Raw genomic sequence first — 16,000 nt, 5'->3', positions numbered from 1 at the left:
TTTACTTAACCACTTGTTTACTTAACCACTTGTTTACTTAACCACTTGTTTACTTAACCACAAGCTCCTTACTGGATATCAAACTCAAATTCGCCTTTACCCATACCAACACGAATCTGCTTAATCGGCAGTGACTCGCTCATGCGGGTAATACACATATTAGCCAACTCAGGCATCAGTTTGCGGTTGATTAGCTGTTCAACGGCCCTTGCACCTGTTTCCGGTGAGTTATTTAGTGCCACAAGACGTTCAATCACCGCCTCGTCGTATTCAAACGTCGCTCCGTAATGTTCCTGAACCCGTTTCTTAATTCTACCCAGTGACAGACCGGCAATCTTAGCCATTTCTTCTTCATTCAGCGGGAAATAAGGAATAATGGTGGTTCTGCCCAGAAATGCCGGTTTAAAGAACTTCTGCAGTTCAGGGAAAATGGTCTCCGTCAGTTTAGCCACGCTCGGACGGCTCTCTGAACAGGCATTCACCACCGCACTGTCAGCGGCATTGGAGGTCATAATGATAATGGTATTTCTGAAGTCGATATTACGTCCTTCACTGTCAGAGATGCTGCCCTTATCAAAAATCTGATAAAAGACATCGTGAACACTCGGGTGTGCTTTCTCCATTTCGTCCAACAGCAGCACGCTATATGGGTTCTTGCGCACCGCCTCTGTCAGAATACCGCCTTTACCGTACCCCACATAACCGGCCGGAGAGCCTAGCAGCATGGAGATCTTATGCTCCTCTTTAAACTCGGTCATATTGATGGTGGTGATATTGTTTTCACCGCCATAGAGAAGATCCGTTAACGCCAGAGCCGTCTCTGTTTTACCCACACCACTCGGGCCACACATCAGGAACACACCAACAGGTTTGCGCGGATCCGTCAGTCCGGCACGGGACATTCTGATGGACTGGGCAATCTCGTTGATTGGCGTTGTCTGGCCGATAACCCTTTCACCGATATGGCTCTCAAGGTGCATCAGACGCTCTACTTCTTTCTTCAGCATGTTGCCGACAGGAATACCCGTCCAGAGAGAGATAACCTCGGCAATAGTCTGATGAGTAACCTGAGGCAGAACCAGAGGTTGCTCGCCCTGAAGGGATTTAAGCTGCTGCATTTTCTGCTTCAGTTCGGTTTTCTGCTCAAGTCCTGATAGCTCTTCGCCGGCAAGGAACCGGTCATCCAGCTCTGCCTGAAGTTCCAGGATCTCTTTAACCAGTGTTTTTTCCTGTTCCCAACGTTTCTCAAGCTCATCGTGCTGTTCAGTGATACGCTTCAGTTTCTCTTCACAACCCTGAAGACGATCATCTTCAATAGACCAAAGGGCTTTCTCGTGATTCAGGGATTCTATCTCATTCTTGGTATAAGCGATCTGTTCTGCCAGCCCTTCCAGCTGGAACGGTGTAGCGCTCTGGCTAAGGCCGATCCGTGAACAGGCGGTATCCAGCAGGCTGATGGCTTTGTCCGGCAGCTTACGTTCAGGAAGATAACGGACTGACAGGCTGACCGCGGCATCAATGGCTTCCCTGAGCACTTTCACGTCATGGTGTTTTTCAAGAGCAATTTTGACCCCGCGTAGCATCTGCACCGTATCTTCTTCGCTTGGCTCACCGACAGAGACCACCTGAAAACGCCTTGTTAGCGCCGCATCACTTTCAAAATACTGCTTATACTCGGCCCAGGTCGTCGCAGCTAAAGAGCGAAACTCTCCACGCGCCAGAGCAGGTTTGAGAATATTGGCTGCATCATTCTGCCCTGCTGCACCACCGGCACCAATCAGGGTATGAGCCTCATCGATAAACATAATGATCGGCTCAGGCGATTGTTTAATCTCGTTGATAATGTCTTTCAGGCGGTTTTCAAACTCACCTTTAATGCTGGCACCTGCCTGTAGAAGAGAAAGATCCAAACTTCTTAGCTCCACATTGGCTAGCGAAGGGGGAACATTGCCATCCACAATCTGTTGCGCCAGACCTTCCACAATGGCGGTTTTACCTACCCCCGGATCACCGACCAGAATCGGACTGTTCTGACGGCGGCGGCAGAGAATATCGATAGACTTTCTGATCTCCGAGCCCCTGCCGACAATCGGATCCAGCTCGCCATTGCGGGCAGCCTCCGTCAGGTTTCGTGAATATTTGTCCAGCGCTGTCGTTCCTGCTTCGCCCTGTGGCATAGCTGGCTGACCTGCTGCCTGTCCTGCGCTTGTTGCCGCCGGAGCCAACCCGGCAGATTCTGATTTCAGCCACTCATTGGAGATAGTACCCAACCAGCCGCTCAGGCAGCCGGCATAAGCGCCGTCGGTGACCCGCTGTTTCAGCACCATCAGCAGATGATATTCGTTAATTGCCGCATGGGAGTGATCCAGCGATGCCAGCATCCAGCTGTCTTTCAGCAGTTCAACCAGCCCTGCAGCCAGAGCCGGTGCAGAATCATTACCTTTAGAGTAACGCGCCAGTTGCTGATTTAGCTGGTCGATTAAAGTCTCTTTTGCCACCCCGGTTTTTACCGCTGCCGAATGCCAGCCCATAGAAGGCTCCTGCAACAACTGAATAAACCAGTGTTCGAGTTCGATACTAAAATGAGTTCTTGCCAGACAATCGCCTGCAGCTGCCTCTAATGTTGTTTTAAGTTGAGGAGTAAGTCTTTTTACCAGACTCTGTAGTTCGATATTCACCATAATTAGCTCGCTTTTAGTGGCAATTCCACATATTGAGTGACACTGTTTTTTCCTTCCATCCATGCGGATTCGCCCAGCTTTAAACCGCGTTCTCTGTTATGAGTCAGCTTAAGGCCGGGAAGGTAACTGCCGTTCACTTTCATATGCAAACTGAAAAGAATATTGACGCCGAGATACACCTTAATCATTTGATAAATGGCGCGGATCAGCGTGGGATTACTGTTTATTTCCTGATATTGACGGTAACTGGCGGGACACACTTTTATTCTCAGCTTTTGCCCTGCCATTGCCGCGCTCTGACCGATTAATGCCCCCATACCAAGAGCCTGATTCTGTCCGTCCTGACCGATACGGGTAAGCGAACAGGCGGTCAAAGGCTGATACTCAACCGATGAATGTTCGACTTCAAACTCGTAGCAGAAGTAGTCTTTAAGCAGGTTTTTCAGCACACGCGGACAGGTCAGTTTCATACCTATTGTGCCGGTATACTGAATCAGGTGTGAAGTGGGGATATCTCTCAGTTGGCTGCCTGCACCGGTCAGGTTGACCAACATATCTGAGATGGATTTCTGATAATTCTGTGCGTTCCAGCTAAAGGTCTCCTCTTCCATCAGATCCACAAGGCTATGCTTGATCATGCTGGAACAGTAGAGCCTGTAATAGCGGTTATTGAAAGAGTTATAAAAATCCAGCGGCGCTTCATTGCCCTCATCAAACAGTGCAGAGAGTGCCTGTTTGTTCATGGAACGCTGCAACACACCCTGATTACCAGACAAAGCCGGAACACTGGTTTTAATCACCCAGCCGTTTGCCGGCTTCTGATAGACGGCGGTCACTTCTGAGCTGTAATAAGCGGGAAGATCTTCGCTTATAAAGCGCACTTTTGGCCGGTTGCCCATACTCTGGGCATGGTGCTTCATCAACTGCCATGCCCTATGCAGTTGTTTATCAAAGCCGTCAGAAAGCAGGAGATCTATAACAGGTTTTTGCATCCTGATCTCCTCGGGTAGCTTTTATAGATACCCTCTTTACTTTGCAGACGGATATCCAGCTGGGTAAAACTGTTAAAGCCACAAAAGTAGCTAAAGAATCGATCCAGCATGGCTGAAAACAGTTCAACACCTCCGTTAAGGGATTTGTCGTCTAGTGTCACTTCAATACGGGTACCGTAGGCAAAACAAGATTTACCGGACAAGCGGATGGGAGCCACCACATGCTCCTGCTCAATAGCGGTTACTGATTCAATATAGGCGACATTTTGCGGGCTCTGATTATGGTTATACAGATGGAAAACATGCTTCAGGTTGGCCACAGGATCTTCTGCACCCAGTATCGCCTGATAATTGAACTGCAGATGGGATAACAGTACCCAGGCACTCTTCTTGGCGTCCAGATTACTCACCGGTGTTGTCGGCCTTTTCGCCAGTGTCATTTCACCGGGAATGGTCAGTGAGTCGCGGCAGCGAATTTCACTACTGGCCTGTAAAAGAGCAGCCCTGCTGCCATTGGAGCAGGTAACATCCGCCACCCAGACCCTTTCATCGTCAGCCAGACAGTTATTTTCCAGATCCGCCACCTGAAAGCTGCTGGCCAGCCTGCCGCTCTCCTTTATGGTCTGAACCAGATTCCAGTGCAGACCGGCACTGTCAGCGGCAAATTTGTTGCTGTAAATTTGCGGTACTTCAAGCGTTTTTGATGGCGAGACATCCAGCACCTTATCGACGGAAAACAGCTCACAGGCAGTCGGATTTGAGGCATCCACCACAATAGGGTATTCATTGCGGCTGAAGTCTATAGTCAACGGCTCTGTTGTGGTGTTAAACAGGTTCACCAACGGAACCGTGTAAAGGGAAAAGTTATCCCGGCTCAGTGCCCGTGCCAGATCTACTGAAAGCTCAGAAAGGTATAACTGTACCGTAAAGCTGTTGCCCTCAAGCTTTGAAACTGCACTGTTCAGATCCAGTTTCAGACAGTTAAACTTATCCGGAAACATAAAGAATTCCGTCAGCAGTTTATAGCCGTCAAAAGTAACCGGGTTATAAGGCAGCATTGCTTCATCAATATCAAAGCCTGAGCTCTGCAGGGCATCACGTCCCAGAGGCACTACTTTATCGCCCGCTTTTACACACACCTGTGATACAGAGTGAAATAGCAGGTCGTATAAGCGCAGTATAAAGCCTGAGTCGCCGCGAAGGTTAAGCTGCAGTGAGTCCGGATTGATTTCACACACTTCCAGCCCTTCATCCACAGCACAAATATCAAATTCAATCAGAGCCTTTGCATGTTCTGCACCGCGCGGTTTCTGATTTTTAAAAGGGGCAAAATGAACATTAACCTCGTCCAGTTTTAACGGGTACAGGGTCAAGTCGCGCGACGTTCTGAAGATAGCAGCGGAACCGTCACTGTCTTTAATTTCAAATTCGGTTCCTTTCGGGATCGGGTGTCTTGCGCTGGCATCATCGCCTATTTCAATATTCAACTGGCTATATGATGGGATCTGCCTCAGATAATGGGGGTACAGCAAACGGATCAAGCTTTCTGTCAGTTGCGGAAAGCTGTCATCCAGCCTTTGCTGTAACCTGCCGTTTAGCAGCGCTACGCTTTCGACCAAACGGGCAATTTGCGGGTCATCAATACTTTCATTGCGGATACCGAGCGCATCAGCGGTTCCCGGATGGCGGGCGGCAAATTCGCCCGCTTCTTCACGGATAAATCTTAGTTCCTGCTCAAAATACGATAACAGTGAATCAGACAAGATTAGACTTCCTTATATCCAGTTTACTACTTCCAAAATCGAGGAATGAATCAAGCACAATGGCCTCACTCCCCTGACTGGTATTCATCACAGCGGAAATTCTGAACTGCAGGCGGTTCTGCTTTATGCTCTCTTCTGCCAGCTCAAGCTCTACCTGACTCAGCCGTGGCTCAAACTTGCGGATCACCTGAGTAATATCCTGAAGCACCACCTCACTGTTGGCCTTACTCTGTGAACGCGCCACATTCTGCAGGCCAAGGGTGGCTATGGTTCCGTCAAACTGAGAGAGATCTGCAGATTCAGGCCAGACAGGTGCGCGGCTGGAAATCAGTGAGCAGATGTTTTCGATAATCGAGTCACGAATATCGTCGCTGTTGTTTTTCCAGTTGTTGTTTAATTTAGCTACCAGACTCATGCCACCTCCCCGACTTCCATATCAGATACAGATGTCGCCAACACAATATGAGCATCCAGAATTTCATACTGATACTGAGGCTGCAGGGTGATGCGGCACAGATAGCGGGTTTTATCCTGCGGGTCTTCCACTAACTCAATATCGCAGGATTTAAGCGGATAACGGGCCATTACCGCATCTTCGCCATAATCGACTTCACTGATGTAGTTACGCAGCCACTTCTCAAGGCTTCTGCGGCAATCATCCGCGCTATCGTAACTCCCCAACTGGTCGCGTATCTGGGCTTTGATATAGTGGCCGAAGCGGCAGGCCATCAGGTTAGTCTGTAACATTCCCAGCAAGCGCGACGCTTCATTTGGTGCTTTCCACACCGACTGATTGCTGAAAAATCCGTTCTGTTCAGAAAGGTAGAGGCTGGAGAGGGGAACAAAACCCTGCTCGGCCCAGAAGCCGTCATCTTCACTAAAGATCTCTACCCTGCCCTGCACCTTACGGTTGGCAAACTCAGGGATAATCGCGCCATAAGAGCCCTGCTCATCATAGGCGCGGAGGAATCCAAACCAGCTGATACGGTCAAACTCTCTCAATACATTACCCGCCAGCAGATAAACCGGATTGCCCCACAAAGTACTCTGCTCTGAGTAGCTCTCGTTAAACACAAACCCTGCCGCGCAGTTTTTCCACCCTGAACGCTGAAAATACTCGGGAAGTACCAGATGCAGGAACCGGGCTGAGTTAACCTCTCTCAGTAGCTGCCAGCTCTGGAAATCACGGCTGTCGAGAATACGTCTGATACGCGAACTATCATGAAGCTGACGGTTTTGATCATCTCCAAAGAAGTGCGGGTGAACCCCAAGCAGTACCGGACAAAGGGCGCGCTCACCTATCTCAGCCAGCAGCTGAAGGGTATAGAGATCATCAAACTCTTCATCGTCCGCCATATCAACAGAAACCTTGTGGTCTACCATCAACATTCCGTATGGATTACCTCCGGCAGTGTCCAGCTCCTGCATATACACTTTTTTGTAAATCAGGCTTCGTTTTAGGTCGAAGCAGAGATTAAGATCGGCAGAAAAACGTGACCAACTGACATCCAGCATCTTTATTTTGATGCGTCTCTGGGATACAGGTAGAGTACAAAGGCCATGTACGCCTCTCCAGCTGGATTCCAGCTGTTTAAAGTCATCGTGCTGAATCACTTCAGACAACTGGCTGCTGAGTCTGCGGTCAATCTGGGAGATAAGAGTAGTTAGAATAGCTTTAAATTGAATACTGTCCTGACCCGAAGCGGCTTGAGCCAGCTTTGCCAGCGCCTCTTTCCCTAAAATGTTTTCCAGTTCTGAGCGCATTTCCGGGTTCTTCATACAAATTCCAATTCAAAGCTATTCAGGGGCTTTCGCCCCTGAATATGGCGGTTAACCAGGTATGTTTGCAACCATACGCAGTGAAGTCGTCAACTCCTCCATCTGCAGCCATGGACGCAGGTAAGCAACCGCAGAGTAAGCGCCCGGACGACCGGCCTGCTCTTCAACAGTTACTTTCGCTTCAACCAGCGGGTGTCTGGCTTTCGCTTCGTTGCCGATGGCATTCGGGTTAACGTACTGATGAATCCAGGTATTCAGATCCTTTTCAACATCAGCCGGCTCAAGGTTTGAACCGATACGGTCACGACCCATTACTTTCAGATACTGAGCGATACGGCTACTTGCCATTGTATATGGCAGGCGCGCAGAAATTGCAGCGTTAGCCGTTGCATCAGGATCGGTATAAGTCTTAGGCTTATGTGCGGTTTGTGCACCAAGGAAAACAGCGTAGTTACTGTTTTTATAGTGAACCAGTGGCAGGAAGCCAAGATCACTCAGCTCTTTTTCACGCTCATCTGTCAGGTTAACTTCTGTCGGGCACTGCTGAAGCAGATCACCAGCATCAGACTGATAAGTAAAGTTTGGCAGGTTCTCAACTTTACCACCATTCTCGGCACCACGAATTGCTGTACACCAGCCAAACTGAGTGTATGCCTGAGTCATCAGCAAACCGTAATCATAGGCCGCGTTACTCCAGACAAAATCACTGTCTGAGTTCACTTCTTTGTTACCGTTGGCTTTAGTCGGCAGCTCTTCAAAATCGAACGATTTCACAGGTACCGTGTCTGCGCCGTATGGCAGGCGAGCCATGGTTTTAGGCAGAGTCAGTGCCACATAGCGGGAGTCATCACTGGCACGGAATGCATTCCAGCTTGCGTAAGCTGGTGAGTCAAAGCCTGCCGCGACAGGTTTGCCATCGGCAAATGTACCGAATGAGTTGAAGTCAAACATGCTGGCATCTGCCGCCGCAACAAACGGAGAGTGAGATGCTGAAGCCACTTCACCCATATAGCGAAGCAGTGCGACGTCTTCGTCACCGTAGCCAAACTCGTAGTCACCAATCAGCGCACCGTATGGCTGGCCACCGGCTGTACCGAACTCTTCCTGATACACCATGGTAAAGAAACGGCTGCGGTCAATGGCAGGTGCATCTTCAAACTGCTCTAACAGCTCATCTTTGGTGTAGTCAGCCAGTTTGATTTTAAGATCCGGACCCAGCTCGCTGTTTTTAACCAGCTTCTGCAGGCCAAGCCATGTGCCTTCCAGCTTCTGGAAGTCATCATTTCGCATTACATCTGACAGCTGCTCAGAAATCTTAGCGTCAAGAGATTTAATCGCTTTCTCAATGGTCAGGGTCAGGTTTTTATCCCAGGTCACTGTACCTTCCAGCGCCTGAGAAGTAAGAATACCCAGCAGTTCTTTAGTGGTATCAACCGGCGTCTGCGCCGTAGCGGTTATCGCTCTTTCCAGAATGCTCTGCTGTTCTACTGTTTCTTGCCCTTGTTCAGGGCTGTTTTGCTGTTCAGTCGACATTACTCTTCTCCTTTACCAACGCCCAGTTCTTCTGCCAGTCCCTGAATCGCTTCTGTGCTCTGCAGTACTTCTTTCAATAGTTTTTCCAGATCGCGTGAACGATCTGCTTTGCTTAGCAGAACCTTAAGCTGATTACGGGTCTCAACCAGTTGTTTAAGCGGGTCAATCTGCTCAACCACGCTCTCCGGGTGAAAATCTTTCATCGAGTTAAAAGAGAGATTTACTTCAAACTGGCTGTCATCGTCAGCAAGTTTGTTGTCAACCTTATAAGAGAGCTGAGGGCCAATCTGCCCCATTACTGAATCAAAATTATCTTTGTCTACGCCGGTAAACTCACGCTCATCGAGGTCAGTTTTCTGGTCTTCTGGTTTGTGGCCGGAGAAATCACCAATGACACCGACGACAAACGGCAGCTCTTTAGTTTCTACAGCTCCGTTTGTTTCAACGTCATAAGTAATACTTACTCTGTTTTTGCTTACACGTTTATGTTGTGAATTTAATGCCATGACAATTTCCTAATTGTTATGATTTTTAACTGATCAAAGCCCCGGACAGACTGCCCGGGGCTTTTATTCTCGTCTTTTTTGTTACTTAGCGCCAGATAACAGCTTAGCTTGTGGAACGTTATACGTCACAATACCGCCATCTTTCATTTCACCGCCTTCCAGTTCGTAGTTGTGCTTCTGAGAAATCTCAACATAAGAAAGTGCAACACTTTCGTATGGCTGAGCACCGTCAGAACCACTTACGTTATAAGATACAAGACGTGCATTAGTTAGTTTAATCTGGAAGTAAACAATTGCACCCTGTCCTGTTGGTTCAGGCTTAGTAAATGCAATCTCAACTGTCTTACCTTCTTTGCCCGGGTTGAACAGGAAAGATAATAGGTCTTCAGAAGCACCATCTACTTGCTTAGAGATGTTTACTTCGCTCATTGCAACCATGCCTGAGTCAGCATTGTTGCCGTTACCGATGTCCATTGCTACGTTACGTACACCACCCCAGCTATAGGAGCTTAGTGCAAACCAACCTGTACCTTCCAGGCCCTCAACCGTAGCACCGCCTTTAACATCAACACCGTCAATACGCATATAAATACTTGCCATAATGATCTACTCTCTTTTAATTGTTGAAAAATTACCAGCGCAAACTCGATGATGAGCCGGACGCTTTCTTGGTTTCACTTTGTTGTTTTGGTTCTGTATCAGCAGGCTGTTCTGCTGACTGTTTTGACATCCCCGAACCCGGATGATTGTGGTTCGCACCGGAAGCCGGGGCAAACTCATTCTTTTGACTGATAGCGTAACCGGCAACGTCCGGTAACACTGTCTGTTCTGTTTGATCTAAGCCGGCAAGGCTGAAGATCAAATCTGTATCTCCCTGCTTTTCTGCCATCATTTCATTGAGCAGATCCGGCAGCGGCATATAGCCCCAACGAATCGCCTTTTCAATTAAAAATGATACCGGGCTATGAGGTTCACTGACCCGGAAGAACTCCGCCAGCTCACGCAGCTGATGAAACGCTTTATCCCGGTTCATACTGTTTGTATTAGCCACTTCCGACAATGAACGCATATTATTAACCGTTAGTTGCTGTTGAGAATAACCAGACTGATCTTCACTCTGCTGGTCAACCGGTGCCTGAACCGCATCAGCACTGACACTTTCCGGCGAGCTGGCCGTTACTTGCTCCGCTTGCGCTTCTGCAACTGCCGGGGCTGGTTCGCTTTTCTCTGCCAGCCTTAAGCCAGTCAGTTGCGTCACCGCGCCTTTGACTTTATCCAACAACGACTGTACAGAGCGGAAGTTTGGCGGGTTGACGCCGTGCTCCATCGCCTTGCGTTTGGTCACCTGTACCAAGTGTTCGAGGCCAGTCTCAGCAGCCGCTATATTGGCAAGTAAGGCAAGGATCTCTTCCCGTGCACTCTGAGCCTCTCTGGTTGCCTGTTGCCTCAGAACACTAAGCTCACCTCTTTTCTCTGCACTCTGGTACTGATAAAAGGTGATTTGCCCCACTATCGGCATCATCAGGATGGGCGCATACAGCAGGCTACTCTCTTCATTCTCACCCAGCAGTTGAGTAAACGCATTCAGCTGCGCTTCGCAACGCTCATCCTGTCGCCCTTTCTCCGTCTCGGATTTAAGCTTCTTCTCCGGCAATATCGGATGAAGGGCATCCCAGCTCGATTCTGCCAGCTGGCTGAACCAGTCAAGGGTGACAGAGAAGCTCTTCATACTGGTATCCAGAATAATCTGCGATGCCAGCATCCAGCCAATCAGCTCTACATCACGCGACTGGCTGCTAAAGGTCTTCATCAGGCTGGCAGAAATAGCAGACCAGTTATTGATGTTCTCTTCGTGTAACGCTTCAAGCTCGCTCGCATCGGGATTCTGAGTCAGTTTTCTCAGCGACGTTAACGCCACATTAAACTCGTTCCTCAGCGGGCGATACAGGCTTCTGTCCCCCTTCAGGTAGACACCACATATAGCTTCATCAGAGATGGGAGCCAGAAGCTGTTCAATATTTTGTTTGGCAAATAACAAGTTTTAATTCACCTGATTTAATTATTAAACGGTAGTTTCTTTATGGGTTACAAAGGCAGTTGCTGTTTTAGCAATGGCGCCCAGTCCGTTTCTGGTGACTGACTCAACCACAAACTCTTCACCATGCAAAACACCCTTACCTGTGTGCAGCTCAGCTAAGCGGGCGGCAACAATGCCATCCTCGCTGCGAAACTCAACGTTATACCCGTCTGCATATTCTTGAACGTACGAAGCGGATAAATCTTTCAATTTTTCTATATAATTGACGCCTTTATCATATTCTGCCTGACTGGCGATCTCTGTACTGCTCAGCAGAGAAAGGAACTTCATCGGGTGAGCAACAAAGCCTGAACCCATGACCAGTGCCGCAATAATTGGTGTAGTCACTACCGCACTCTGGAACCATTCTGAGAAAGTTTTATGGTCGTTCAGCATGCTGGTTGAAGAACTACGGTTATCCCACTCTTTGCGTGCTTTTTTCAGAACTTTACGTACCAGGCTGCGCTGAATCATGCAGTCGAAGAAAGCCACTACCCGCTCCAACATACCCGACAGGGCACTAACCAGAGTACCGACACCGGCGAAGGCATCACCTGCGGCTTCTAAGCCAATTTTGGTTGCTGCCACTGCGGTGGTTTTTAGTCCACCCATCAGACCAACTGCTGAGTGACGCGCCAGTGCATTGGCAATAATGCTCGGATGTCCGCCAAGAAGCTCTACACCACGTCCCGCATACATCTGAGTAATAAGATCTTTTGATTTAAAGATGGCTTGTTTAACACCAGAATAGAGGTCTACTGCACTCTGCACATAACCCCAACCCGGAATAAGATTTGAAAGGTTGCCGGCAAACTCTGCCACCATCCAGCCTGCATACTCAGCAAACCAGCCTAAATCTTCCAGCACATCGCCATAAACCAGCTTAGCTTTTTCTACTAACCCTCTGAAAAACTCAGAGATGTAAGTTTTAATCTTTTGAATAACGGCAGAGGTTGCTTCGCCTACAACAGAAACTGTCTCAACAAGCTTCTTACCTGCATTGCTTTTCTCAATCAGTGCTTTGGTTTTAGAAGCGGCACCCGTTTTATCGATAATAGACATAGAGATGCTTTTTAAATCGGAAAGAGGCTCTGAACCGACAACAAAGTTATCGAACAGATGGGAAGCTGAAAACGCCGGTAACTTATGGTAGTCAGTTTTAGCCAGCATATACATGGCTCCCATTCGCGCATCGGCCATTTCGATACTCTGAACGCCCACGGCTGTGTCCGTCGTTTTGCCGTAAAATTTATCTTTTATGCGACGCTTATAAACTTTAAATTGCATAGGGCCTTCTCCAAAATTTATTTTCTCTTAGTACGACTTATTTCATTCGTCAAGCAACCTACTGCTTATATAGTTACACCATCCAACAATTGATAATTATTGTAAATATATTTGTTATACAAAAATTACTGTTCAGACCACAAAATAAAATTAGAAGCCCCTAATTTAAAAGGCAAACTTCACAGTTCACAAATTTAAACAAATAGTACTGAACGTTTTATTCAACTTCTTTATTTATCATATATATCAATATGATACGGACAAAAACCACAAGGCAAACGTTTGCCTTGAGAATGAGTCAGTTAAAATTTGACCAAACCAGATATATAAATGACTTATTAGGTCACATTTTCCATAAAACGGGATTATTTATTGCAAATTAGAGTTTTGACTCGAAATGAGATTTAGGTCACATCATCATCTTTTGCTAATATGTTTATATTTTGGTCACCAATATTAGTTTAAGCTTTATTATGGTTTGATAAAATAACCAACTGGTACAGAATTAATAGGTTAATGAAGTGTGTATAAATCTTAGCAAAATATAATTTGCGCCTTACAGAAAAGAGTCCCGATTTAACAACTCCTACCAGTGAATATATAGCTAAATGAACTCGATAAGCAGAATTTAAAGTTATGCTAGTTTAGTACTTTTAACGGCTCAGACAGAGCCTGATTCGAGATATCAACAATAGGCTGAGGCTTGCTATAAAGATACCCCTGCTGAAAGCCAACACCCAATTCGCGCAGCATATCGGCCTGATGTTCAGTTTCTACCCCTTCTGCTACTACCCTACAATCGAGAGAGTCAGCAACAGCAACCAAAGCTTTAACCACCTTATAGGCGCGTGACGAATCTTTAAGATCACAGACAAAACTTCGGTCAATTTTCAGTTCTGAGAAGGGTAATTTAAGCAGCTCAGTAAACCCTGAGTTCTGGGTACCAAAATCGTCAATCGACAGGCTACAACCGGCGATTCTGAACTCATTTAAGTTATGCATAACAAAGATATTGATGACCGGGCTGTTTTCAGTTATTTCAATGGTCAGCCTCTCTACCGGGAAATTGAAACGTCTCACTATATCTAACAGACGTCCGGCAAAGTCCTGCTCACTCAACGACTGGTAATCAACATTAACCGAGAGATTACCGTCAAAAGCATCTACAACCCGCAACAGTCGCAGAGACTTTTTAAGTAACTTGCAGGTAAAGTCCGATATCTTCTCAGCCTGCACCAGTACACCAATGAATTCTGAAGGCAGATAAATCATACCGTTACATGAAAGGCGGGCGAGCAGCTCAAACCCTGTTACTTGCCTTGAATCAGAACTGACCTGAGCCTGAAAGAAAGGTTCGTAGCTGTCATTATCAAGAGCAGCAAGTATGTGGTTTCTGGACAGAGGTTCCCTGTAGTCCGGCGTCATACAGACAATCTTATCCAGCTCAACGATTTTAGAAATCTTATTTCGTATCGCCTGATTTTCAGCAGGCAGCGTCAGACCATCTATATTATTGAAGCCCAGATCATTAGCAATCAGCTTTGCAGTAGAAATAATGTCATCACTGTATTGGCTGAGAAATAAGATACCCCTGAAATTCTTCATCTGAAGAATCATATACATATTGGCCAGATCAAAGTCTCTTGAGCTGATGATTTCACTTAAAAGGATAAAAGGAGATGTCTGCTGACGGACGTAATCCAGTGCTTCATAAACAGACGAAAAGGAAGAGAGGCTATAGGCTTGAGTTCCGATACAATTCTGGATAAGTTGTCGTGTCAGTTGCTCTGTTTCAATTATTATTATTTTCATAAGCCTATCTGCGAATGACGTTTAATTGGGTTAACTAAACGTATAATTCACGATATGCATTTTGTCGACTAAGCAGAGGCTCGGTTTGTACTTGTCTTAATTTTGATACGCTACTGAAGAGTGTATAACCTGATGATCTGATTACAGCTCTGCCTAACCAACCACCCGATTCTTACCCTGTGACTTAGCCTGATACAGCCGATCATCGGCATCTCTAATCAGGCTCTCTATGTCTTTACCCTTTTTGCCAACAGAATAGCTTCCATCTGAATAACTAAAACCGATACTAACGCTGACATTAAACTGGCTGTCAGCAGTTTCAAAAATAATCTCGTTAAATGATTTGCACAGCTTTTCAGCCAGCTTACGGCTGTCACCTTCACTGGCATCCGGCAGAAAAACGATAAACTCTTCTCCGCCCCAGCGTCCGGCTACACCTTTGCCTTCAACTATAGATTTGATAATGGATGCGAAAGTGCCGATAACGTTATCACCTGCCATATGGCCATGGGTATCATTAATCTTTTTAAAATCATCGATATCCATCAACATACAACTCATGGTCTCTGCCGTCGCCTGCTGTTCCTTCAGCCACTCATAAACAGAAAAACGGTTAAGAAGGTCCGTCAGTTGGTCATGGCTGGCTTTGTAGGCCAGCTCTTTTTCCAGCATTACCTTTTCAGTAACATCTTCCAGAACCACCTGAATAGCAGGTTCATTATCCCACTCAATCAGGTTGTCATAGACATTAAAGTAACGTTTAGTGCCGTCATAACAGATATTGGCAAACACATTGCTCTCACTTTCGACGGTTTCTCCTGACAGCTTGCTTTGGTTGCGCTCTATTGCCGTCTGACGGCTTTCAGGCTCAACAACATCCAGTACTGAATCTTTGTTCATCACGGCTTCAATGGATTCGGCACGCATCATTTTAACCCATGACTCATTTACCATCAGAGGTTTAAAGTTACGGTGTACCAGAATGCCCTGACCAGAGCGGGTAATCAGGCGCTTATATTTAAGATCACTTTCCCGTAAACGCCGGTTAGCCTCTTCCACCATGGTCAGATCCATGACAGTTACCTGAAGAGCAGGTCTGCCCTGCCACTCTATAAGGTGATCTATGGTAAAAACGGTAAACTCACGTCCGTTAGGATCGACATTTTTAAAGGTGTGGCCACGGGGTACTGTCTGGCCGGAAATAATGTCATTGTAGTTCTGACGGGCAATGTCATGCCACGAAGGGTCAATCAGGTCAAGAAAGCTATCTATGCTGGAAAGTAGCTCTTCCGGGGTGCGGTATCCATAGATTTTTGCATAATTTTCATCAACACTAACGGCTTTCATATCCTGAACAATGATAACGCCATAAGAAGAGTCTATATTTAGCTCTGTCATAGATAACCTTGTACTACTTTTACAGTAACGGGGTACACCCCAATTTTGGAACAAGTATAACAATGGTGAATGTACGTTACAGTATAAATCTATTAATAGTATGATCCAGCTTTCAGTGTGAATGCTATTTATACCATTTTCCCGCTTTGTGATTTTTTAAAAAGCTCAGTTT

Annotated in this window: 12 protein-coding genes; all 12 read right to left on the bottom strand. The window is 46.7% G+C overall.

The features are described 5' to 3' along the window. Positions 1-68: 68 nt before the first annotated feature. On the bottom strand, positions 69-2,681 hold the full coding sequence (tssH, locus tag PK654_RS07105; protein ID WP_271698828.1) for a type VI secretion system ATPase TssH: 2,613 nt from the start codon (positions 2,679-2,681) through the stop codon (positions 69-71). Between the two features lie 2 nt (positions 2,682-2,683). Next, positions 2,684-3,673: a type VI secretion system baseplate subunit TssG gene (locus PK654_RS07100; protein ID WP_271698516.1), complete on the bottom strand. Its 990-nt coding sequence runs from the start codon at positions 3,671-3,673 to the stop codon at positions 2,684-2,686. After that, positions 3,655-5,436, bottom strand: coding sequence for a type VI secretion system baseplate subunit TssF (gene tssF / locus PK654_RS07095; RefSeq protein WP_271698515.1), 1,782 nt, complete (start codon positions 5,434-5,436; stop codon positions 3,655-3,657). The genes PK654_RS07100 and tssF overlap by 19 nt, the downstream gene beginning before the upstream one ends. Continuing rightward, entirely contained in the window at positions 5,429-5,851 is a 423-nt protein-coding gene (tssE, locus tag PK654_RS07090) for a type VI secretion system baseplate subunit TssE (protein ID WP_271698514.1), read from the bottom strand. The genes tssF and tssE overlap by 8 nt, the downstream gene beginning before the upstream one ends. Continuing rightward, on the bottom strand, positions 5,848-7,215 hold the full coding sequence (locus tag PK654_RS07085; protein ID WP_271698511.1) for a type VI secretion system contractile sheath domain-containing protein: 1,368 nt from the start codon (positions 7,213-7,215) through the stop codon (positions 5,848-5,850). The genes tssE and PK654_RS07085 overlap by 4 nt, the downstream gene beginning before the upstream one ends. Before the next feature lie 51 nt (positions 7,216-7,266). Further along, entirely contained in the window at positions 7,267-8,748 is a 1,482-nt protein-coding gene (tssC, locus tag PK654_RS07080) for a type VI secretion system contractile sheath large subunit (RefSeq protein WP_271698509.1), read from the bottom strand. After that, positions 8,748-9,254: a type VI secretion system contractile sheath small subunit gene (gene tssB / locus PK654_RS07075; protein WP_271698508.1), complete on the bottom strand. Its 507-nt coding sequence runs from the start codon at positions 9,252-9,254 to the stop codon at positions 8,748-8,750. Before tssB ends, tssC begins: the two co-directional genes overlap by 1 nt. Before the next feature lie 81 nt (positions 9,255-9,335). Then, positions 9,336-9,854, bottom strand: a complete 519-nt coding sequence (locus PK654_RS07070; protein WP_271698507.1) for an Hcp family type VI secretion system effector — start codon at positions 9,852-9,854, stop codon at positions 9,336-9,338. A gap of 31 nt (positions 9,855-9,885) precedes the next feature. Beyond that, positions 9,886-11,292 carry a type VI secretion system protein TssA gene (locus PK654_RS07065; RefSeq protein ID WP_271698505.1) on the bottom strand — a complete coding sequence of 469 codons (1,407 nt, stop codon included), beginning with the start codon at positions 11,290-11,292 and terminating at the stop codon, positions 9,886-9,888. Between the two features lie 24 nt (positions 11,293-11,316). Next, entirely contained in the window at positions 11,317-12,618 is a 1,302-nt protein-coding gene (locus PK654_RS07060) for a hypothetical protein (RefSeq protein WP_271698504.1), read from the bottom strand. 639 nt (positions 12,619-13,257) lie between these two features. After that, positions 13,258-14,430, bottom strand: coding sequence for an EAL domain-containing protein (locus tag PK654_RS07055; RefSeq protein WP_271698502.1), 1,173 nt, complete (start codon positions 14,428-14,430; stop codon positions 13,258-13,260). 153 nt (positions 14,431-14,583) lie between these two features. Then, complete coding sequence (locus tag PK654_RS07050; RefSeq protein ID WP_271698501.1) at positions 14,584-15,828, bottom strand: sensor domain-containing diguanylate cyclase; 1,245 nt, start codon at positions 15,826-15,828, stop codon at positions 14,584-14,586. Positions 15,829-16,000: the final 172 nt, after the last annotated feature.

Origin of the sequence: Vibrio sp. SCSIO 43137 (assembly GCF_028201475.1) — a bacterium.
Classification (GTDB): Bacteria; Pseudomonadota; Gammaproteobacteria; order Enterobacterales; family Vibrionaceae; genus Vibrio.
This window is presented reverse-complemented; position numbering and strand designations above follow the sequence as displayed.